At 64.2% G+C, this 22,425-nt stretch carries 16 protein-coding genes, 1 tRNA gene and 2 pseudogenes; 12 read left to right on the top strand and 7 right to left on the bottom strand.

The features are described 5' to 3' along the window. Window positions 1–52: 52 nt before the first annotated feature. From E3U47_RS02465 to E3U47_RS02495, 8 genes and pseudogenes are all read left to right on the top strand, one after another. Window positions 53–1,405 (top strand): APC family permease, encoded by a 1,353-nt coding sequence (locus tag E3U47_RS02465; RefSeq protein ID WP_134689385.1) that lies wholly within the window; start codon window positions 53–55, stop codon window positions 1,403–1,405. A 274-nt stretch (window positions 1,406–1,679) separates the two neighbouring features. Continuing rightward, a pseudogene (locus E3U47_RS25350) lies at window positions 1,680–2,729 on the top strand (HAMP domain-containing protein); the annotation flags it as partial. A 342-nt stretch (window positions 2,730–3,071) separates the two neighbouring features. Continuing rightward, a pseudogene (locus E3U47_RS25355) lies at window positions 3,072–3,587 on the top strand (methyl-accepting chemotaxis protein); the annotation flags it as partial. Between the two features lie 297 nt (window positions 3,588–3,884). Beyond that, window positions 3,885–5,645, top strand: a complete 1,761-nt coding sequence (locus E3U47_RS02475) for a phosphoethanolamine transferase CptA (RefSeq protein ID WP_134689389.1) — start codon at window positions 3,885–3,887, stop codon at window positions 5,643–5,645. Between the two features lie 507 nt (window positions 5,646–6,152). Beyond that, on the top strand, window positions 6,153–7,679 hold the full coding sequence (locus tag E3U47_RS02480) for an amino acid permease (RefSeq protein ID WP_372239468.1): 1,527 nt from the start codon (window positions 6,153–6,155) through the stop codon (window positions 7,677–7,679). Window positions 7,680–7,730: 51 nt separating this feature from the next. After that, complete coding sequence (locus tag E3U47_RS02485; RefSeq protein WP_134689393.1) at window positions 7,731–9,023, top strand: FAD-binding oxidoreductase; 1,293 nt, start codon at window positions 7,731–7,733, stop codon at window positions 9,021–9,023. 217 nt (window positions 9,024–9,240) lie between these two features. Then, on the top strand, window positions 9,241–10,287 hold the full coding sequence (locus E3U47_RS02490) for a phenylacetate--CoA ligase (protein WP_134689394.1): 1,047 nt from the start codon (window positions 9,241–9,243) through the stop codon (window positions 10,285–10,287). Window positions 10,288–10,301: 14 nt separating this feature from the next. After that, the gene (locus E3U47_RS02495) at window positions 10,302–11,060 is read left to right on the top strand and encodes an FAD-binding oxidoreductase (RefSeq protein ID WP_134689396.1); all 759 of its coding nucleotides are present in this window, start codon (window positions 10,302–10,304) and stop codon (window positions 11,058–11,060) included. Window positions 11,061–11,106: 46 nt separating this feature from the next. On the opposite strand, the gene E3U47_RS02500 is transcribed toward E3U47_RS02495, so the two are convergent. Genes E3U47_RS02500 through E3U47_RS02515 form a run of 4 tightly spaced genes read right to left on the bottom strand, consistent with a single transcriptional unit; the run spans window position 11,107 to window position 16,009 of the window. Next, window positions 11,107–11,826: a siderophore-interacting protein gene (locus E3U47_RS02500; protein WP_134689398.1), complete on the bottom strand. Its 720-nt coding sequence runs from the start codon at window positions 11,824–11,826 to the stop codon at window positions 11,107–11,109. 13 nt (window positions 11,827–11,839) lie between these two features. Beyond that, window positions 11,840–13,369: a DHA2 family efflux MFS transporter permease subunit gene (locus E3U47_RS02505; RefSeq protein WP_134689400.1), complete on the bottom strand. Its 1,530-nt coding sequence runs from the start codon at window positions 13,367–13,369 to the stop codon at window positions 11,840–11,842. Next, window positions 13,366–14,547 (bottom strand): HlyD family efflux transporter periplasmic adaptor subunit, encoded by a 1,182-nt coding sequence (locus E3U47_RS02510; protein WP_134689402.1) that lies wholly within the window; start codon window positions 14,545–14,547, stop codon window positions 13,366–13,368. Before E3U47_RS02510 ends, E3U47_RS02505 begins: the two co-directional genes overlap by 4 nt. Further along, window positions 14,540–16,009 carry an efflux transporter outer membrane subunit gene (locus E3U47_RS02515; protein ID WP_134689404.1) on the bottom strand — a complete coding sequence of 490 codons (1,470 nt, stop codon included), beginning with the start codon at window positions 16,007–16,009 and terminating at the stop codon, window positions 14,540–14,542. The genes E3U47_RS02510 and E3U47_RS02515 overlap by 8 nt, the downstream gene beginning before the upstream one ends. 110 nt (window positions 16,010–16,119) lie before the next feature. On the opposite strand from E3U47_RS02515, the gene E3U47_RS02520 reads away from it, so the two are divergent. From E3U47_RS02520 to E3U47_RS02535, 4 genes are all read left to right on the top strand, one after another. Then, window positions 16,120–17,016, top strand: coding sequence for a LysR family transcriptional regulator (locus E3U47_RS02520; RefSeq protein ID WP_134689406.1), 897 nt, complete (start codon window positions 16,120–16,122; stop codon window positions 17,014–17,016). Between the two features lie 260 nt (window positions 17,017–17,276). Then, complete coding sequence (locus E3U47_RS02525) at window positions 17,277–18,809, top strand: 4-hydroxyphenylacetate 3-hydroxylase family protein (RefSeq protein ID WP_134689408.1); 1,533 nt, start codon at window positions 17,277–17,279, stop codon at window positions 18,807–18,809. Between the two features lie 299 nt (window positions 18,810–19,108). Beyond that, entirely contained in the window at window positions 19,109–19,801 is a 693-nt protein-coding gene (locus E3U47_RS02530; RefSeq protein WP_256660214.1) for a molecular chaperone, read from the top strand. A gap of 18 nt (window positions 19,802–19,819) precedes the next feature. After that, window positions 19,820–20,806, top strand: coding sequence for a fimbrial protein (locus tag E3U47_RS02535; RefSeq protein ID WP_134689410.1), 987 nt, complete (start codon window positions 19,820–19,822; stop codon window positions 20,804–20,806). Window positions 20,807–20,927: 121 nt separating this feature from the next. On the opposite strand, the gene E3U47_RS02540 is transcribed toward E3U47_RS02535, so the two are convergent. From E3U47_RS02540 to queE, 3 genes are all read right to left on the bottom strand, one after another. Continuing rightward, window positions 20,928–21,003: transfer RNA gene (locus E3U47_RS02540), tRNA-Lys, on the bottom strand. Between the two features lie 60 nt (window positions 21,004–21,063). Beyond that, window positions 21,064–21,738 (bottom strand): 7-cyano-7-deazaguanine synthase QueC, encoded by a 675-nt coding sequence (gene queC, locus E3U47_RS02545; RefSeq protein ID WP_134689412.1) that lies wholly within the window; start codon window positions 21,736–21,738, stop codon window positions 21,064–21,066. Window positions 21,739–21,748: 10 nt separating this feature from the next. Continuing rightward, window positions 21,749–22,396: a 7-carboxy-7-deazaguanine synthase QueE gene (gene queE / locus E3U47_RS02550; protein ID WP_134689414.1), complete on the bottom strand. Its 648-nt coding sequence runs from the start codon at window positions 22,394–22,396 to the stop codon at window positions 21,749–21,751. Window positions 22,397–22,425: the final 29 nt, after the last annotated feature.

Consider the following 22,425-nt stretch of genomic DNA (forward strand, 5'->3'; position numbering starts at 1 on the left):
TCGTGCCCGTCACCCGCCGTGCCCGTTGTTTCGACACAGGAGCAGCGCCCGCATGCAGCCTGACCACAGCGCTCCCGGCAATGCCCAGTTCCGCAAGACCCTGCGCCTCTGGCACGTGGTGATCATCGGCCTGGCCTACCTCACCCCGATGACCGTGTTCGACACCTTCGGCATCGTCTCCGGCATTACTGCCGGACATGTACCCAGCGCGTATATCCTGGCACTGGCCGGCATCCTGTTCACCGCCGTGAGCTATGGCACCCTGGTACGACGCTTCCCGCAGTCCGGCTCGGCCTACACCTACACCCAACGGGCGATCAATCCGCACGTGGGCTTCCTGGTCGGCTGGTCATCGCTGCTGGACTACCTGCTGTTGCCGATGGTCAATGCGCTGCTGGCCAAGCTGTACCTGTCGGCAATGTTCCCCGAGGTGCCGGCGTGGGTCTGGGTGGTTGGCTTCGTCACCCTGATCAGCCTGATCAACATGCGCAGCGTCAACCTGGTGGCGCATTTCAACCTGTTGTTCGTCGCCGTGCAGGTGGCGATCATCGCCGTGTTCATCTACCTCTGCTGGCGCGGCCTGGGCCACGGCGAAGGCCTGGGCACGGCCTGGAGCCTGGTGCCGTTCGCCGACGAGCAGACCCAGTTCGCCGCCCTGGCGGCGGGCGCGACCATCCTGTGTTTCTCGTTCCTGGGCTTCGACGCGGTGACCTGCCTGTCGGAAGAAACCCGCGACCCGGGCAAGACCATTCCCCGGGCGATCTTCCTCACCGCGCTGATCGGCGGCGTGGTGTTCATCGGCGTGTCCTACTTCATCCAGGCGTACTTCCCGACCATGGCCCGTTTCCACGACCAGGAAGCGGCGCTGCCGGAAATCGCCCTGTATGTCGGCGGCAAGCTGTTCCAGTCAGTATTCATCGCCTGCACCGTGATCAACACCATCGCCTCGGGCCTGGCCTCGCAGACCAGCGTCTCGCGCCTGCTCTACGTGATGGGCCGCGATCAGGTGATACCGGCCAGCGTCTTCGCCCGCCTGCACCCGCGCTACAAAACCCCGGTGCTGAACATCGCCGTGGTCGGCCTGATCTCGCTGTCGGCGATCTTCTTCGACCTGGTCACCGCCACCTCGGTGATCAACTTCGGCGCGCTGGTGGCCTTCAGTTTCGTCAACCTGTCGGTGATCAACCACTGCTATATCCGCGAACGGCAGAACAAGGGCCTGACGAACAACCTCAAGTATCTGGTCATGCCGACGATAGGCTTTTGCATCATCGTTTCGCTGTGGCTGGACCTGAACCAACACTCCTTGCTGTTCGGCGGGGTCTGGGCCCTGCTCGGCGTGTTCTACCTGGGCTGGCTGACCAAGGCCTTCAGGGTCGCGCCACCTAACTGCATCGCCGACTGAACCACCCGACGCCCGCCTCACCGCGGGCGTCCTTTTGCCAGAGAAGGAAACGCCCATGCTGTCGCGCCGCCTCTCCATCCAGTGGAAGATCACCCTGCTTGCCGGCCTGTGCCTGCTGGCCATCGTCGCCTTGCTGGTGGCGACGTCGCTGACCCAGGCTCGGCGTAGCGCCGAGCAGGTGTTCCAGGCCAACAGCGAGCTGCTCGACCGCAGCGCGCGCCTGCGCCTGCAAGCCCACGGCGAAACCCAGGCGCTGCGCATCCAGCGTTATTTCATGGATGCCTACCAGTATGGCAACGGCTTCGCGCGCCTGGTGCAAGCGCTCAAGGCCCGCGGCGGCGCCGACCTGCGCGAAGAACTGAACCGCCAGGCCCGTGCCGCGCTGGCCGGCAACAGCGACCTGATCGGCCTGTACCTGGTGTTCCAACCCAATGCCCTGGACCAGGCGGATGACCACTTCGTCGGCCAGGCGGCCAACGGCAGCAACGACAGCGGGCGCTTCTCGCTGTACTGGTCGCAACCCAGCGTGGGCGCCCTGGAGCAGGAGGCCATGCCCGAGGCGATGCTGGCCGACACCAGCGTTGGCGCCAACGGTTCGCCCTACAACCGCTGGCTGACCTGCCCGCAGGAAACTGCCAAGGCCTGCGTGCTCGACCCTTATTTCGATGAGGTCAACGGCCACCAGGTGCTGATGACCAGCATCGCCCTGCCGCTGTTGGACAATGGCAAGGTGATCGGCGTGGTCGGCCTGGACATCGGCCTGGACAACCTCCAGCAGTTGAGCCTGGCCGGGCGCCAGGAGCTGTTCGACGGCCAGGGCCAGGTCAGCATCGTCAGCCCCGCGGGCCTGCTCGCCGGGCACAGCCAGGATGCCGCGCAACTGAGCAAGACCATCGAGCAAGCCTTCGGCGCCAACGCCAGCGCCCTCACCGGACCCTTGCGCGCGGGCCAGGCAGTGGAGCGCCTGGACGGCGGCACCATGCGCATTTCCCGGCCGTTTGCGCCGATCCCGGGTGCCGCGCCCTGGCAGGTCCTTCTGGAGCTGCCCGAGCAGGTGCTGCAGGCCCCCGCCGTCAACCTCAACCAGCGCCTGGACAACCAGAACCAGCAAGCCAACCTGGTCAGCCTGCTTATCGGCCTCGGCGCGGCGGTGCTCGGCCTGTTGCTGGTGTGGCTGACCGCCCGCGGCGTGACCCGGCCGATCCTTGCCGTGGCGGCGCGCCTGGAAGACATCGCCAGTGGCGAGGGTGACCTGACCCGGCGCCTGGACTATGCCCGCGACGACGAACTGGGCCAACTGACCGGCTGGTTCAACCGCTTCCTCGACAAGCTGCAACCGGTGATCGCCCAGCTCAAGGGCTCGGTGCAGGAGGCCCGCGGCACCGCCGACCAGTCGGCGTTGATCGCCAGTCAGACCAGCGATGGCATGCAGCTGCAGCACCGCGAGATCGAGCAGGTGGCCACCGCGGCAAACGAAATGAGCGCCACGGCCCACGATGTCGCACACAATGCCGCCCAGGCCGCGCAAGCCGCCCGCGGCGCCGACCAGGCGACCCGCGATGGCCTGGCGCGGGTAGCGGCGACGCGCACGGCGATCGACCAGCTCGCCGATGGCATGAACGCGGCGATGGACGAGGCCCGGGCGCTGGAGAGCCGAGGCGAGCAGATCGGCTCGGTGCTGGAGGTGATCCGCGCGATTGCCGAGCAGACCAATTTGCTGGCGCTCAACGCGGCGATCGAGGCGGCTCGGGCCGGCGAGGCTGGGCGTGGTTTCGCTGTAGTGGCCGATGAGGTGCGCAACCTGGCCCAGCGCACCCAGGTGTCGGTGGAGGAGATCCGCCAGGTGATCGAGGGTTTGCAGCAGGGCACGCAGGATGTGGTGGGGGCGATGCATGCGGGCCAGCGCCAGGCCCAGGACAGCGCCGCGCAGATGGAGCAGACCTTGCCTGCGTTGCAGCGGATCGGCGAGGCGGTGGCGGTAATCACCGACATGAACCTGCAGATCGCCTCGGCTGCCGAGGAGCAGAGTGCGGTGGCCGAGGAGGTGAACCGCAACGTGGCGGGGATTCGTGACGTGACCGAGTCGCTGTCAGGGCAGGCGGACGAGTCGGCGCGGATCAGCCAGGCGTTGAATCGGTTGGCCAACGAACAGCAGGTATTGATGGCGCAATTTCGGGTGTGATCATGTGGAGGGACACCTCCCTCCTCGCCCACCCATGATCTGAGCCATACCTGATCTTGATCTTCATCCAAGGTCGAAAGATCAACGTCACAACTTCAGGAGGCCGGAGTGCGGTCTCCTGAAGTGGCAATTTATGTCGACTGAACTACCGCGCGCTTAGAAGCAAAATCAAAAGCAGAGCAAGAGCAACCGCGGTGTCCTCGGGAGTTTCATGAATTGTTCACGAAGTTTTCACGCCGCCCCCTTTAGCGTCGCCTCCCAGCCAATCTGGCTGACATCCGGCGTTATGAGGCTCTCGTGTCACGCATATCCCCCACCCGCACCGACTGGGCCGGCCTCGGCTGGCTTGTGCTGTTCTTCTGGTATTTCTCCGGCGTCACCCAAGGCCTGCTGCTCTTTAGCGGCACCACCGGTTTTTCCGGCTTCCGTGACTCGCTCATCCTCAGCAGCCTGTGGCTCGCCCCAGTCCTGCTGCTACCCCGCCTGACCCGACCTCTCGCCGCACTGATCGGCGTGGTGCTGTGGGCCAGTTCGTTGGTAGGCCTAAGCTATTTCGGCATCTACGGCCAGGAGTTCTCACAGAGCGTCATCTTCGTGATGTTCGAGTCCAATACCGCCGAGGCCGGGGAATACTTCAGCCAGTACTTCAGCGTGTGGCTAGGCCTCGCATTGCTACTCTACAGCCTGGTAGCTGTCCTGTTGTGGAAACGCATCCGCCCCGTCAACCTGCCCCTGTACAGTCGCCTTCCGGTGGCGTTCCTGCTGTTGGCGGCCATCCTCGTCTACCCCTTCTACAAACAGATGGTCTCCCAGCAACGCAGCTTTGCCGATGCCCAGGAAAGGGTCGAGCAGCGCATGGCCGTGGCAGTACCTTGGCAATTGCTGGTCGGCTACCGGCAGTATCGCCAGCAACTGGACAACATGCAGGCACTGCTGGACCAGAACGCCGCCCTGCCCCCCCTGCAAAACCTCAAGGACAGCAGCGGCGATGCACCCCGTACCCTGGTGCTGGTACTCGGCGAGTCCACCACCCGCGAACACATGCACCTGTACGGCTATGGCCGCGAAACCACACCGAACCTCGATGCCCTGGCTGCCCGCGACAACAGCCTCACGGTGTTTCGCAACGTGGTCTCGCCACGCCCGTACACCATCGAGGTGATGCAGCAGATCCTCACCTTTGGCAACGAGGAACATCCAGACCGCTTCCTCACCGACCCGTCGCTGATCAACCTGATGAAACAGGCCGGCTACAAGACGTTCTGGATCACCAACCAGCAAACCATGACCAAGCGCAACACCATGCTCACCACCTTCTCGCAGCAGACGGATGTGCCGGTGTACCTGAACAACCAGCGCACCCAGAACGCCAGCCAGTTCGACAGCGTGGTGCTCGACCCCTTCGACCAGGCCCTGCGCGACCCGGCGCAGAAGAAACTGATCATCGTCCATCTGCTCGGCACCCACATGGACTACCGCTACCGCTACCCGGCTGACTTCGAATATTTCAAGGACAACCTCGGCGCGCCGGCGGCCCTGTCGCCCGAGCAGGTGCAAACCTACAACTTCTATGACAACGCGGTGCGCTACAACGACTTCGTCGTCTCGGACCTGATCAAGCGCTACTCGGCCACCACGCCCAACGGCTTCCTGCTGTACCTCTCCGACCACGGCGAGGATGTCTACAGCTCCGGCAAGCATGATCGACTGGGGCGCAATGAGGCAGATCCGACCCGACCGATGTACACCATCCCCTTCCTGCTGTGGACCTCGCCCAGTTGGCAGGCGGCCCACCCCCGCGACCTGCGGGCCATGGTCAACCGCCCCTACAGCAGTGCGCACCTGATCCACACCCTGTCCGACCTGGCCGGCCTGAGCTATGACCATTTCGAGCCAGCCAAGAGCCTGGTGAACCCACAGTTCAGCGCCATCCCGCGTTGGATCGGCGACCCCTACGCGAAAAACGGCCTGCATGAGTTCGACAAGCTACCCGGCGTCAACGATGACAAGGAGCAGCGTACCGCCAGCAGCGATATCGCCAGCCCTCAGAGCAAGTGACCAAGGGCGCAAGCCCGCTCTCCCTGCGCAAGCCTTCAAGCCGGTACCTGGTCATCCAGGTACCGGCTTTTTCGTATGGCTACGGGTGATGAAATTTTTTCCACCCACCCAGATGAGGCGCCTTGTCCAAAATACAAATAGACGACATCTGTCGTCGAAGTGACAAGCCCAAACTCCTTAAAATTCGACAACTTTAAATAATCACCTTATCAAAAGGCACTTTTATCGATTGTCAGACTTATCAAAACGACGAAACAAAACATTCCCAAAAGGAATGATATAGCAACTAATGGTCGTTTGTTCCCCGCGTCTTTCGAGGTCGATACTGACTTCCATCAATGCAATCGTGACCGCCATGGCCGTGGAGCCGCCATCGGCCAGAGTGCGTCCGTGCAAAGGCTTTTTCGCCGCAGTAACTGCAAGTGGCCAGAACACAACAAGAACAACAACTCACTTGAATGCAGATCAAATAGGTTGCCCATGACCCATTCGAACAACACAGCAAGTTTGACTGCCGCACCGCCCTCATCAGGACAACTCAAGCGCACCCTGACCAGCCGCCACCTGAACATGATCGCCATTGGCGGTTCGATCGGCACCGGATTGTTCGTCTCCTCCGGCGCCACCATCGCCCAGTCCGGCCCAGGCGGCGCCCTGCTGTCGTTCGCAGTGATCGGCCTGATGGTGTACTTCCTGATGACCAGCCTCGGCGAACTGGCGGCGTGCATGCCGGTCAGCGGCTCGTTCTCCACCTACGCCTCGCGCTACGTGGAAGAAAGCTTCGGCTTCGCCCTTGGCTGGAACTACTGGTACGCCTGGGCGGTAACCATTGCCGTGGACCTGGTGGCGGTGCAGATCATCATGACCTACTGGTTCCCCGACACCCCCGGGGTGATCTGGAGCGCGGCGTTCCTGGCCTTGTTGTTCGCCCTCAACGTCGCCTCGGTACGCTTCTTCGGCGAGGCCGAGTTCTGGTTCGCCTTGATCAAGGTGGTGACCATCATCGTCTTCATCATCGTCGGCGTGCTGATGCTGCTGGGCATTCTCGAAGGCGGCCAGGATGGCGGCGCCCAGCTCTGGCAACTCGGCGAGGCGCCCATCGCCGGCGGCCTGCCAGCACTGATCGGCGTGGCGATGATCGTCGGCTTTTCGTTCCAGGGCACCGAGTTCGTCGGCATCGCCGCCGGCGAGACGGAAAACCCCGGGCGCAATATTCCCAAGGCCGTGCGCCAGATTTTCTGGCGCATCCTGCTGTTCTACGTGTGCACCATCATCGTCATCGGCCTGCTGATCCCCTACACCGATCCGCGCCTGCTCAAGGACGGCCTGTCCGACATCACCATCAGCCCGTTCACCCTGATTTTCTCCAAGGCCGACATGCTCGCCGCCGCCGCCGTGATGAACGCGGTGATCCTCACCTCGGTGCTGTCGGCCGGCAACTCGGGCATGTATGCCTCCTCGCGCATGCTCTACAGCCTGGCCCTGGAACGCAAGGCACCGGCGATCTTCGCCCGACTCACCCGCAGCGGCACGCCAGTGTGGGCGCTGCTGGCCACCGCGGCAGTGGCCGGCCTGTGCCTGCTGAGCTTCCTGTTCAGCCCCGGCAAGCTCTACCTGTGGCTGCTCAACACCTCCGGCATGCTGGGTTTCATCGCCTGGCTGGGCATCGCCGTCAGCCATTACCGCTTCCGCCGTGGCTATCTGTATCAGGGCCACGACCTGGCCAGGCTGCCCTACGTGTCGAAGTTCTTCCCGATTGGGCCACTGTTCGCCTTCGGCCTGTGCCTGGTGGTGATGCTCGGGCAGAACTACCAGGCGTTCCTCGGCGGGCAGATCGACTGGATCGGCGCCCTCGCCACCTACGTTGGCCTGGTGCTGTTCGTGGTGATGTGGTGGGGCCACAAGCTGCTCACCGGCTCGCGCACCGTGCGCTACAAGGAGATGGACTTCTCCAGCATCGAGACGCGCAAGGCCAGCGCCCCAGCCGCTGCCGCCCATGCCCAGCCCGGCACGGCCAAACAGCTGCCGGCCTGAGAACCACCGTCGCGGGCCGGCAACGGCCCGCCCTGACTGCCCGGGATCATGATGACCAGCCATTTCCTCGACTCCTACTATGAAGCGACCGTGCGCCGCAGCGACTACCCCGCCCAGGCCGGTCGCACCACGACCCGCGTGTGCATTCTCGGCGGCGGCCTGGCCGGTCTGTCTACCGCCCTGGGCCTGGCCGAGCGCGGCGTGACCGACGTCACCCTGCTCGAAGCCGAGCGCATCGGCCATGGCGCCTCGGGGCGCAATGGCGGATTCGTGTTCGGCGGCTACAGCCTGGGCAACGCCGAACTGCTGGCGACCCTGGGCGCCAGCGAGGCCCGTCGCCTTTACCAGTTGACCCTCGATGCCGTCGACCTGATCCGCCAACGCACCCGTCAGTACGCCATCGACTGCGACCTGATCGACCAAGGCGTGATCCTCGCCAACTGGTTCAACGACCCGTCGCGCCTGGACAAACCCCGCCAATTGATGAAAGAAGCCTATGGCGTGGACTGGGCCTATCTTTCTCCGGGCCAATTGAAGGAACAGCTCAAGAGCGAGCGCTATTACGGCGGCCTGCTCGAGCGCAACGCGTTCCACTTCCATCCGCTCAAATACGTCTGTGGCGTGGCCCGCGCCGCCAGCGACGCTGGCGTGACCCTGTGCGAGCACTCACCGGTCACCCGGATCGAAAAAAAGACCGGCGGTGGCTACATCGTGCGCACCGTGCAAGGCGAGGTCCATGCCGAGGAAGTGGTGTTCTCCGGCGGCGGCTATGCGCGCGGCGTGCATGCGCCGGTCGAACGCGCGGTGCTGCCGATCGCCACCTACGTGGTGACCACCCCGCCGCTGGGTGAACGCCTGCGGGACGCCATTACCTGCCAGTCGGCGATCTACGACACACGCTTCGCCTTCGATTACTACCGCCCACTGCAGGACACGCGAATCCTCTGGGGCGGGCGCATTTCCATCCTCGACCGCGGGCCGCAGGCGATCGCCAAATTGCTCAAGGCCGACCTGGCAAGCGTCTACCCGCAGCTTGCGGATGTGCAACTGGAGTACTCGTGGGGTGGGTTGATGAGCTACGGCCGGCACCAGATGGCCCAGATCGGCCAGGACGAACAGGGCATCTGGCACGCCGTCGGCTTTGGCGGGCATGGCATGGCGCCCACCACCGTGGCCGGCGAAGTGCTGGCCGATGCCATTGCCCGGCGGCTGCCGGTGCCCCAGGGTTTTGCCCGGTTCGGCCTGCAGCGCACCTATGGACTGGCCGGGATGCTCGCCGCGCAAGCCACCTACAGCGCCTACCAGGCCCGCGACGCGTTCGATGCGCGACGGCTGAATCGCTGAATGGCGTTGCCCGGGTTCGCCGGCAAGCCGGCGCCTACCCGGCACACCCGTTCAGGCGCCGGCCTTGCTGGCCAAGCAGACGCCGCGGACGCGAGTCGACAAGCCGGGAACCGCAGCGCGACCGGTCAAGCGCAGGCCGGGCAATGCGAGTAGCCATACCCCCTACCCCGGCATAGCATGCAAGCCTGATGGTCGGCCTACCAAACGGACTTGGAAGATGAACGCCAACACACGCCTCGATGTCATTGCCTTTGAACAACGCCCGCTCACCCAGCCCCAGCGCGACACCCTGGAAACCTGCAGCCTCGAACAACTGCGCGACGTGCAGTTGCGGCGCCTGCGCTGGTCGCTGAAACACGCCTGGCGCAACGTGCCCTGGTACCGCCAGCAGTTCGAAGCCATGGGCCTGCACCCCGAGCAGCTCCAGGAGCTGGAGGACCTCGCCCGCTTTCCTTTCATCGGCAACGCCGAGCTGCACCACCACTATCCGTTCTCGCTGTTCGCCGTCTCCCCGCGGCAAGTGGTACGCCTGCAAGCCTGCCACGACGGCAGCGCCCGCTCACCACTCATTGGCTATACGCGCAACGACCAGGAGGTCTGGGCGACGTTGGTCGCGCGCTCGCTGCGCGTTGCCGGTGCCCATGCCGGTGATCGCCTGTACGCGCTCGGCAGCCTGGACGGCGCCAGTGCCGGCCTGCAACTGGGCGCCGAGCGCTTGCACTGCGCATTGATCCCCCTGGCCGCGCGCGAAACCTATGAACAGGTACGCCTGCTGTGCGACTTCCAGCCGCAAATGCTGGTGGCAAGCCCGGCGCAGCTACTGGCCCTGGCCCCTGAGCTGGAGCGCCAGGGCGTCAGCTTGCCGGGCCTGTCGTTGCGCACCGTGCTGCTCGGCCCGCAACCGTGCAGCAACAGCCTGCGCCAGGAGCTCGAGCGCCGCCTGGGCGTCCAGACCCTGGCCTTGTACGGCGTGTCGGCGCTGATGGACCCAGGCATCGGCATGGAGTGCCTGGAGTCACGTGATGGCGTCACGCTGTGGGAAGACCACTTCTACCCCGAGATCATCGACCCCGACAGCGGCACGCCGCTGCCCGATGGCCAGTTCGGCGAGGTGGTGCTGACCACCTTGAGCCGCGAGGCGCTGCCGATGATCCGCTACCGCACCGGCGAGATCGGCCGCTTGCTGCCAGGCACCAGCCACAGCATGCGCCGCCTCGAACGCCTCGCCGGCCCCGAGGCCAAGCCCCTGCGCCAGAGCGCCTGAACAGGACCCGCGCCATGACTGTCATGCACCCGCTGCAAGTCGCCGATATCCGCCGCGAAAGCGCCGACACCGTGTCGATCGCCTTTACCGTACCCGCGCACCTGAGCGCGACCTACCGCTTCCAGCAAGGGCAGTACCTGCAACTGGAAGCCCAGTTGCAAGGTGAGCCGGTAAGGCGTTCGTATTCGATTTTCAGCGCACCCGACGACGGCGAGTTGCGGGTAGCGATCCGGCATGTGCCGCAGGGCCGTTTCTCCAGCTATGCCAATACCCAATTGAGCGTGGGCGATACTTTGCTGGTCATGCCGCCGGCAGGTTCGTCCTATCGCCCCGAGCCGCAAGCCCCGGTCCACCATTGCCTGGGCATGGCCTCGGGCAGCGGCATCACCGCGTTGCTGCCAATCATCAAGGCTACCCTGGAAAGCGACGACGACAGCCGCTTTACCTTGGTCTATGGCAACCGCGACCGCGCCAGCCTGCTGTTCGGCGAACGCCTGGCCGCGCTGCAGGCCCTGTATGGGCAACGCCTGGAACTGATCCTGCTGTTCAGCCGGGAAAGCAACGACAACGGTCTGCCGTCCGGGCGCCTGGACCTGGCCATGTGCGACACCCTGTTCCGTGAATGGATCGACGTCAGCCGGCTCGACGCGGCGTTCCTGTGTGGGCCGCAGGCCATGGTCGAGACGGTGGGAGGGGCGCTGAAGGATTACGGCCTGGCCGCCGAGCGCCTGCATTTCGAACGCCTGGCCGAGCCCAGGCTGCAGCCCTGCTAGGGCCCGAGGGCCTTGCGCTGCCTGGCAGCGCAAGGCGAACGTGCGCTCAATCGCGGTCGCGATGGTCGGCGACGCCGCGCATCCAGTAGCCCTTGCCGCGCACCAGGCGGCGCTGGATCGAACAGGTTTCGGTGAGGTAGTCACGCACCTCGTTGACCGCCTGCGCCTCGCTGGCAATCCAGAACTGGCCGATCCCCGAGGGCAGTTGCAAACGCTTGATACCTTCGAGCAACAAGTTGCTGCCGGCCGGGTGCTCATCGCGGAAATACCACTCGCAATTGACCGTGGCCAGCGAATCCACCGCCTGCAGTTCACTCAGGCTCGCCGCCTCCAGCACCACCAGGGCGCGGTCGCGCGGCGACAGGCTCTCGAGAATACTCATCACCGCCGGGGTGCCGGTCTCATCGGCGGCCAGCAGCATCCACTCGGCATCGTCCTGGGGCTGGAAGCCGCCGCGCAAGGCCGAACAGCCAATCTGCTCACCGACCCAGGCCCGCTCCACCCAACGCCCCGCAGGACCATGGTCATGGCGCACGAAGTCGACCTCGACCCGGGCCGATTGCGGAAAATGCCGGCGGATGGTGTAGGCGCGGGTGACCTGGCTGCCCGCGCTGGGCAGGAACAGCTTCAGCCACTGCCCCGCCTGGCAGGGTGGCACCTCGGCGAACAGGTCGCCCTTCAAGGTGACACGCCGCACCAGCGGCGTGACATCGCGGATATCGGTGACTTCGAGGTTGTATTTCATTTTTTTGCGAAATTCGAGCATGAAAACTCCAGGTTTATTTGGCTTTCGCCTTGGGTGAACGGGCCATCCAGACAATCGCCAGCACCGCGCAGAACAGCCAGGCGCTGGCCAGGGAGAAATCGTTCAGGGCCAACATGTGTGCCTGCCGGTCGATGGTCCGGCCCAGCGACTCCAGGGCGCCCTGGGCCGACAGCCCGAGCTGGCCGAGGTTGTCCTGGGCCTGTGCGCTCCAGTGGTCGAACGGGGTCATCCGCTCGGCCAGCTCCACCTGGTGCTGACGCGCGCGGTGGTCCCAGAAGGCCGGGCCGAGGGACACCGCGAAGCTGGCGCCGGTCATGCGCAGGGCGTTCTGCAGGCCCAGGGCCGCCGGGATCTTCTCCGGCGGCAAGCGCGACAACGAAATCGCCACCAGCGGGGTGAACAAGAACGCCGTGCCGGCGCCCATCAGCACCGAGTTCCAACCGATGAAGGCGATGTCCAGGTTGGTCTCGAAATGCATGCGCCACAGCGACGCGCCGATCCAGCAGATAAAGGCCATGCTCGCCAGCACGCGCGCATCGGTGTGCTGCATCATGCGGCCGATGAAAGGCGCCAGCGCCACCCCGGCAATACCCAGCGGCGCGGTGGCGATGCCGGCCCAGGTCGCGGTGTAGCCCATTTCGGTCTGCAACCACAGCGGCACCAGCACCAACGAGGCGAAGTACAGGGCAAAGCCCAGGCTCACGCACAGCGTGCCGATGGCGTAGTTGCGCTCCTTGAACAGGCGCAGGTCGAGAATCGGGTGCTGCGCGGTCAGCTCCCAGGTGATCAGCGAGGCGAAGCCCAGCACGGTGATCACCCCCAGCGTACGAATCGGCGTGGACGCGAACCAGTCCAGGTCCTGGCCCTTGTCGAGCAGGATCTGCAGCGAGCCGACCGCGACCATCAGCAGCAGCAGGCCGACCACGTCCACCGGCAACTTGCGGGTAGGGTTGTCGCGACCGTTCAGCACCTGGCCGAGGGCCAGCAGGATGAAGATGCCGACCGGCACATTTATATAGAAGATCCACGGCCAACTGATGTTGTCCGTCAGGTAGCCACCGAGGATCGGGCCACAGACCGGCCCGAGGAAGGTGGTCATCGACCACACCACCAGCGCCGTGGTACGCCGCGCCGGAGGGAAGATCGCCACCAGCAGCGCCTGGGACAGCGGCGCCAGGGGGCCGCAGACCGCGCCCTGGAACACCCGGAAGACCAGCAACGAGGTCAGGTTCGGCGCCAGGCCGCAGCACACCGACGCCAACACGAACAGCACCACCGCGCTTAGGAACAGTTTGACCTGGCCGAAGCGCTGGGCCAGCCAGCCGGTGAGCGGCAGGCCGATGGCCAGGGAGATGCTGAACGAGGTCAGCACCCAGGTGCCTTGGTCGGGGGCCACGCCGAGGTTGCCGGAAATGGTCGGCACCGCGACGTTGGCGATGGTGGTGTCGAGCACCATCATGAAGTTGGCCATGCCGATCGCCAGCGCGCCGAGCACCAGCGTGCCGCCACTGAGCGGCTCGATGGGACGCTTGGCGCTGCTCATCGGTCATTCCTCGACACACTCAGCTTCGAGGCCTGCAGGTTCTCGGCGATGATCCGGTTCACCAAGGCATCGCTGCCGCTGCCGACACTGCCATAGACTTCGGTGTTGTCCTGGACGCTGCTGGGCGCCGGTGCGTCCGGCTCACCCAGGGTTGCCTTGGCGGTCATCGACAAACCGATGCGCAGCGGGTGGCGCAGCACCTCGTCACGGTCCAGGGCGATGCGCACCGGCACCCGTTGCACCACCTTGATCCAGTTACCAGTGGCGTTCTGCGCAGGAATAGTGGCGAACGCCGCGCCGCTACCCGCCTCGATCCCCTGGATACGGCCGTGATAGACCACGCTTTCGCCATACAGGTCGGCAAACAGCTCGACCCGCTGGCCGACCTTGATCTGGCCCAGCTGCGACTCCTTGAAGTTGGCTTCGACCCAGACCTTGTCCAGCGGCACCAGGCCCATCAGCACGGTGCCTGGCTCGATGTGCTGGCCCACTTGCACGGCACGCTTGGTGATCAGGCCATCGACCGGCGCCGGCACCTTGGTCCGCGCCAGCGCCAGGTAAGCTTCGCGCACCCGCTCGGCGGCGGCGGCGACTTGTGGGTGGTTCTCCACCGTGGTGCCCTGGATCCGCGCCTGCAGCGCCACCAGCTTGGCCTCGGCCGCACGCAGGCCGGACTGGGCGATCTGCGCGGCTTCCTCGGCATGGTGCAGGTCCTCGCCGGATACACCGCCCTGGGCGATCACCGAACGACGCCGTTGCAAATCCTGGTTGGCCCGATTGGCTTCGGCCTGGCGCAGTTTGACCTGGGCGGCCAGGTCGTTTTCCTCGGCGTACAGGCTGTTGACCGTGCGCACGGTCAGGGCCAGTTGATGGGTGGCCGCATCCAGGCTCAGGCGCGCGTCGGCCGGGTCGATCTCGACCAGGGCGTCACCGGCCTTGACCGTGTCGGTGTTCTGGATGTTCACCGCGGTGGCAGTACCGCGCACCTGGGCCGAGATCAGCACCACATCGCCGCGCACATAGGCGTTGTCGGTGCTTTCGTAGAGGCGCCCATACAGCCAGTACCACAGGCCGACGACGACGGCAGCGGCCACGGCGACCAGGGCGATGAGCAGGAAAATCAGGCCACGGCGCGACTTGGCCGGCGCCGGGGCTGGGGTTTGGGTGGCGTCACTCATGGGAGACTCCTGCGAGCGTAGTAGGGTTCTGATCGGTTTCTTTCCAGCCACCGCCAAGGGCGCGCAGCAGGCCGGCATGGTTCTGCAGTGCCGCAGTTTTCAACTGCACCAGTTGCATGCGCGTATCGAGCACTCGGGTCTGGGCATCCAGCACATGCAGGAAGTCGGTGAGGCTTTGCCGGTAGCGCAGGCTTTCCAGGTCGTAGACCTGCTCTGCTTCATCCAGCCCTTGCACGGTCTTCATGCGCTGGCCTTCGATGGCGCGCAGCTGCGAGACATGCCCGGCCACCTCGCCCAGGGCGTTGACCAGGGTTTGGTTGTAGCCGGCCACGGCCTCGGCATAACCGGCCTGCTGCGCCTGGTACTGGCTGCGCAGGCGCCCGGCATCGAAGATCGGCAAGGTCACCGCCGGCCCCACGCCATAGGTGCGGCTATCGTGGTGGAACAGGTTCTGGAAACTGAAACTTTGGAAGCCGGCGAATGCGAGCAAATCGATGTTCGGATAGAACGCCGCGCGGGCCGCGCCGATGCGCTTGCCCTGGGCCTCGACGCGCCAGCGCTGGGCGACCACATCGGGCCGGCTGCCGATAAGCTCGGCCGGCAAGTGGCTGGGCAGGGTCACGCTGCGCCGCGGATCGCTGATGCGTGGCCGCCATTGCTCGCCCCAGCCCGGGCCTTTGCCAGCCAAGGCGGCCAGGCGCAACTGGTAGCCACGGGCGGCGCCTTGCAGGCGTGCCTGCTCGGCCTCGAGCAGTGGGATCGGCCCACGGGCGCGGACGACGTCGACCTGGGTACCCAGGCCGGACTTCAGCCGGTCCTCGCTCAGGCGCAGGATGCTGCGCCGTTGTTCCAGGGTCTGCTCGACAATGGCCTGCTGCTCGAGCACACCACCAAGGGCGAACCAGGTTTCCACCAGGCTGCCACTGAGCGCCAGGCGCGCCACCGCCTGGTCGGCCTGGGCCGCGCGCAGGCTACCTACCGCCGCCTCGTTCAAGGCGCGGTTCAGGCCCCACAGGTCGAGGTTGTAGCGCCCCTGCAGCAACGCCTGGCCATCGGTGTGCCAGACCCCGGCCTCGTCGGCGCCGGTCTTGTAATGCTGCGAATCCTGGCTACGCAGGATCTGGGTCATGGCCGACAGGTTAGGTCGGGTGTTGGCCAGGGTAATGCCGGCCTCGGCTTGCGCCCGGTCGATCCGCGCGCTGGCGATCGCAAGGCTCGGCGCCGTGTCCAGGGCGGTGGCCAGCAAGCGGTCGAGGTCACTGTCATTGAACCGCTGCCACCAGCGGTCGTCCAAAGGCGACGAGGGTTGGGTCGCGACACGGTCGATGTCCCGGCCAGCCTCGAGCTGCTCCGGTGACAAGGGTTTGGGCGGTTCGGGGCTGTGCCCGGGGCTGACGCAGCCTGGCAGCGCCAGCAGCAGGCAGATCGCCAGCCCCTGCTGAAGCGAATGAGAGGGTTCCATCACAACATCCTTGGCGGGTTGGGTTGCAATGGGATGTTAGGTAGCGTCATGCATATTGAAAATTGCAATAACCAGAGAATAGACTTGCATTTTTTGCAAAGGACTGCGAAATGAACCTGCCCGACCTGAACCTGCTGCTGACCTTCGATTCGATGCTGCGCGAAGGCAGTGTCACTGGCGCCGCCGAGCGCATGAACCTGAGCATCCCGGCCATGAGCCGGCGCCTGTCGAACCTGCGCGAGGCCATGGGCGACCCGCTGTTCGTGCTGGCCGGCCGGCGCCTGGTGCCCACGCCGCTGGCCTTGGAGCTGGCGCCCCAGGTGCATAATTTGCTCGAAGAAGCGCGCCACGTGCTGGGCACCAAACAGAAGCTCGAACTGGGCACGGTAAAGCGAGTATTCACCCTGCGCACCGAGGATGGTTTTACCGGCGCCTGGGCCCTGCGCCTGAGCCAACGCGTCGCGCAACAGGCCCCTCACGTGACCCTGAGTTTCATGGCCCAGGGCAACGAGGATGTCGCCGCCCTGCGCGACGGCCTGATCGATCTCGACATCGGCATCGCCGGACCGCTGGGGCCGGAGGTCTATAAACAGCGCCTGTACATCGACACCTTCGTTGGCGTAGTCAACAACCAGCACCCCCTCGCCCGCCAGGACAGGGTCAGCGCCGAGGACCTTGTGGCCTTCCCACACCTGTCGGTATCGCGCCGCGGCCGTACCCGCGGGCCGCTGGACCTGGAACTGGAAAAACTCGGCCTGCAACGCAAGGTGCCGCTGGTGGTGCCGGGCTTCCAGGCCGCCATGCAACTGGCCAGCTCCTCGGAGATGATCGCGGTGATCCCCCGGCGCTTCGTCGAATGGTCACTGCCACTGCTGCCGCTGCATATCTTCACCCTGCCGGTGGAGACGCCCGGCGGCGAGTTTTGCCAGGCCTGGCACCCACGGGTGAACAACGACCAGGTGCATCGCTGGCTGCGCCAATTGGTGCAGGAATGCGCCGGTAGCTGAATCGGTTAGCGCGCCGCGGAGCAAATGCGAGCCTCGGGCGCCACAGCTGAAAAGCGCAAAAACTGCCCACAGTAGCCAGCGTTAAAACGCGCTCACAACCCCTCCTGCAAGCAATCGTAGATTGCACGTTTCGAAATTTACAATTAGTCACACTCCTCCCTAAGTTGTGGTCCGTGCAAGCCAGCATTTACCCCACAACAACAGCGCGCCGCCCCTCTGGGCACTCAAGGTGCGCGATCAAACGGACACGGAGCAGACTGATGATGGATCACAAAGGTTTTTCTCAAGAACGCAGGGGCCTGCAAACCTCCCAGGAGTACCTGGAAAGCCTGAGGGACGGGCGTGAGGTATGGATCAACGGCGAGCGGGTCGAGGATGTCACCGAACACCCGGCGTTTCGCAATGCGGCATTGATGAATGCGCGGTTCTACGACGCCCTGCATGACCCCGCACTGCGCGACAAGCTCACCATCGAGATCGACGGCGCCCCGGGGCTGCGCTGCCACCGCTTCTTCCAGGCGCCACGCACGGTCGAGGAACAGGTTGCCGCCCGCGACGCAATCGCCGAGACAGCGCGCCTGAGCTATGGCTGGATGGGCCGTACCCCGGACTTCAAGGGCGCCTGGATCGGCACCTTCGGCCCCAACCGCGACCTGTACGGCGAGTACGCCGAAAACGCCACGCGCTGGTACAACTTCAGCCGCGAACGCCTGCCCTTCATCAACCATGCAGTGGTCAACCCGCCCGTGGACCGCAACCAGGACCCGAACACCTCCAACGTGTTCGTGCGGGTCGTCGAGGAAACCGCCGACGGTCTCTACATCAGCGGCGCCAAGGTGGTGGCCACCGGCGCGGCGCTGACCCAGTACACCTTCGTTGCCCACTACAACGTGATGTACCAGGACAAGAAATACTCGCCGATCTTCATGATCCCCACCGGTGCCAAGGGCGTGAAGCTGATCTGCCGCACCTCCTACGAGCAGGCCGCGAGCAAGAACGGCAGCCCGTTCGATTACCCACTGTCCAGCCGCATGGACGAGAACGACTGCATCCTGGTGTTCGACCGCGCCTTCGTGCCGTGGCAGGACGTGTTCATGTATGGCGTGGAGATGTCCAACAGCTTCATCCAGAAGTCCGGCTTCTTCGGCCGCACCCTGATGCACGGCTGCACCCGCCTGGCGGTGAAGATGGACTTCATCTGCGGCCTGTTCCTCAAGGCCGTGGAGATCTGCGGCACCCGTGACTTCCAGGGCGTGCAGGGCGCGGTGGGCGAAGCGATTGCCTTGCGCCACATGCTCTGGGGCCTGTCCGACTCGATGGCCTACCGCACGGAAAGCTGGAACGAGGAATTCCTCCTGCCCAACCTTGAGTCGGCCCTGGCCTATCGCGCCACCGCCGGCGACGCCTACAGCCGAGTGATCAACCTGATCCGCAAGACCGTGGCCAGCGGCCTGATTTACCTGCCGTCCCACGCCAAGGATTTCCTCAACCCCGAGGTACGCCCGTTCCTCGACCAGTATGCCCGTGGCTCCAACGGCATCGACGCCGAGGAGCGGGCCAAGACCCTCAAGCTGCTGTGGGATGCGATCGGCACCGAATTCGGTTCGCGCCATGAACTGTACGAGGTCAACTACTCCGGCAGCTACGAGAAGAGCCGTCTCGACACCCTGCACATCGCCAGCCATTCGGGACGCACCGAGCAAATGCGAGCCCTGGCCGAGCAATGCATGGCCGAGTACGACCTCCACGGCTGGACCGCGCCGGACTTCAAGGCGGCCTACGCGGCGCGTTGAGGCCGGGCGCAAGGCTGGCGCCCGACGGCCCGCTGGGCCTGGGCGCGCAGCCCTCTTGCGCAGGTAATGCCCTTGTAAAGCAAGACACACGTCCATGTGTGAATCCTTTCAGCGCTGCTGATCGATACACCTTAGAAGAACAATCCCGGCTTGTCGGCTGCGTTGTTTGCAATGATTGATTGCGCCGCTGCTTGCCGTCGACGCAATGTAAGAATCGTCTGATTCAGGGCCTACCCAGGCCCTGCCATCATCGAAGAATGACAACCTCTCCCCTCATCCACCCTGTTGCTCGGCGGCTCATGGCCTGGGGCGCCCTCATCCTGGCGATGATCATCTGCTCACCGGCACAGGCCGATATCACCTTCGATGGCTTCAGCCGATTCATCTTCGAGGGCTCACAAAAGCAGTTGCCGGTGATCATCGTCAACCAGAGCGATGAGCCGGCGCTGGTGCAAGTCAAGCTCGACTGGGGCGACAAGCCCCCCATCGCAGCCCTGCCCATGGCGGTGACCAAGCCACTGTTGCTGATCCCCGCCAACGGCAAGGCATCAACCGGCATCCTTTACCAAGGGCTGGGCCTGCCGGATGACCGCGAGTCGTTCCTGATGCTCAAGGTGCTGCAAGTGCCGAAGAGAACCACCGACAGCAATGCCATGGCACTCGCCCTGCAGCACAACCTCAAGCTGTTCTACCGCCCTGCGTTGCCCGGTTCGATCGGGGATGCCGTCAACCAGTTGCAATGGTCGAACAGCCCTGGCGGTGGCTATGAAGCACGCAACGATTCGCCCTATTACCTGACGCTGACCGAGGTCAGTGTGCGCGATCGCTCGGGGGCCACCTGCGGCCAGGTCATCGATCACCTGATGATCGCCCCGTTCTCAACCTATCCGTTGTCCGCGAGCGGCTGCGAAAAACCCGCGGGCCAGGTGGCCTACGCCTATATCAGCGACGCCGGGCTGCCCCATCCACGTCAAAGCACCTTTAAGTTCTGATCACCGGAAGGCCTCGCCATGTTCAGCAGACAGTTACTTTTCATCGGTTTTCTATTCTTCCTGAGCATCCCCAACAGCTACGCGCTGAAATGCCAGAAGGCGGGTTCGTCACTGATCAATGACACAACCACCATTACCGATACCACCGCCGTGCCCAACTCGTTGCCCGCCGGCACGCTGTTGTGGCGGCAGCCGACGCAACGCATCAATGTCGAATGCTGGGTCGACATTCCCAACATGCCCGGTGAAAAAATCTATTTCTACATGAACCCCGGTAAAGTCAACCTGGGCAATGAGATCGAAATCGGCGTCACCTATCAGGGCAAGGACTACCTGTATTCCTCGTTGCCCGGCGGCAAGCTGGACATCGGTTGGTTCGTCAACGGTTGTACCGAGAATTGCGGCTGGCAGAAAGAAAGCAAATCCATGACCTACTCGTTGTTCTTCGTCAAAAAGTCACCCGCCGGCGACAACAAGGAGGGCCCCATGACAACGCTCGCCAACTACCGGGCATTTCAATTCGACGGGGTGGGAGGTGTACGCGTAGGGGAGAGTTACAACGTCACCGCCAAGGGCTTGGACAAGTTCCGCTATCTACCTTGCGAGTCCTCGATCAGCATCCAGCCGAACGTCATCAATTTCGGCGCGATCCGCCCGTCCGGGGCTGTGGTAGGCGCGACCATCAAGGAGGTACCGTTCACCATCATCGAACAGCGCACCTGCCAAGCCGCTTATGGCTTGGGCGGCTACCTGGAACCACTGACAGCGAGCTTGAACAGCGCCCAGGACACCCTGATCCCCAACGACAACAAATCGGTGGGCATCAGCCTGATCAACGATGATGGTCAACGCGCGCTGGCATTCAAGAAAGAGTTCGTGCTGACGCCCAAGACCACCTCGACCACCAACTCGCACAGCTTCCAGGCGCGGCTGAAATGGCTGACCGCGACGCCGACGGTCGGCGAGTTCAACGCTGGCGCGACCCTGGATATCTTCTATAAATGAGCGGTGCGCCCCGGATGGTGACAGCGCTCGGATGAGCAGGGAACCGCCCCTGAACCTTGGCATTCAGGGCAACGAAAAAGCCCGCTTCCGTTGCCGGAAGCGGGCTTTTTCTTACTGCATATGGTGGGTCGTGTAGGATTCGAACCTACGACCAATTGGTTAAAAGCCAACTGCTCTACCAACTGAGCTAACGACCCGTTGGATGGCGCGTATATTACTGATTTCTCAGAGGAAATCAACACCCCATCGCATTTTTTTCAAAAATACCGGGTCGGGTCCGCTACCCCGGCGGCCTTGAAGCCGTCGGCGCGCAGGCGGCAGCTGTCGCACTTGCCGCAGGCACGGCCATTATCATCGGCCTGGTAGCAGGAAACGGTCAGGCTGTAATCCACGCCATGGGCCATGCCGGCCTGGACGATCTGCGCCTTGCTCAGGTTCTGCAGCGGCGCCTGGATGCGGAAGCCCTGCCCTTCGACACCGGCCTTGGTGGCCAGGTTGGCCATGCGCTCGAAGGCCTCGACGAACTCGGGGCGGCAATCCGGGTAGCCGGAGTAGTCCACGGCGTTGACGCCGATGAAGATGTCACGGGCCTCGAGCACTTCTGCCCAACCCAGGGCCAGCGACAGGAATACCGTGTTACGCGCCGGTACATAGGTCACCGGGATCCCTTCGCTTGGCGCTTGCGGCACATCAATGCTGCTATCGGTCAGGGCCGAGCCGCCAATGCCGTCCAGGTTCAAACCAATCACCTTGTGCTCGACCACGCCCAGGTCGCGGGCAACCCGCGCCGCGGCGTTGAGCTCGGCGCGGTGGCGCTGACCGTAGTCGAAGCTCATGGTGTAGCACTGGTAGCCTTCGGCCTTGGCCATGGCCACCACGGTGGCCGAATCGAGGCCACCGGACAGCAGGATTACCGCACGTTTGTCAGTCATGTCTTTCTCCTCAGCGCCCAGGTTCGTCGTTCCACAGCAGCTTGTGCAGCTGCAACTGGAAGCGCACGGGCAGGTTGTCGGCAACGATCCAGTCGGCCAGGTCACTGGCCTTGATCTGGTGATGGCTGGGCGAGAACAACACCTCGCCGGCGCGCTCGGCCAGGTTGTACTGGATCAGTTTGGAAACCGCCCAATCGTAGTCTTCGCGGGAACAGATGACGAACTTGACCTGGTCGTTACGGGTCAGCAGCTCGATATTCTCGTAGCGGTTGCGATGCGACTCCTCGGAGCCTGGGGTCTTGAGGTCGACCACCCGGCTCACCCGAATGTCGGTGCCGCTGATATCCAGGGCGCCGCTGGTTTCCAGCGACACTTCGTACCCGGCGTCGCACAGGCTGCGCAGCAATGGCAGGGCATTGGGTTGGGCCAGCGGTTCGCCACCCGTGACGCAGACGTAGCGCGGCTTGAAGCCGGCCACCTGCTCGAGCAGCGAGTCGAGGGTGCGCAGGGTACCGCCGCTGAACGCGTAGGCACTGTCGCAGTATTGGCAGCGCAGGGGGCAACCGGTCAGGCGCACGAAAACCGTGGGCAGCCCGGCCGTTCGCGTTTCACCCTGCAAGGAGTAAAACACTTCGGTGATGCGTAATGTGTCTTGCATGATCGCCACGGGCGTGACAGCTAAACAGG

The sequence above is a fragment of the Pseudomonas sp. RIT623 genome, assembly GCF_004519305.1.
Lineage (GTDB): Bacteria > Pseudomonadota > Gammaproteobacteria > Pseudomonadales > Pseudomonadaceae > Aquipseudomonas.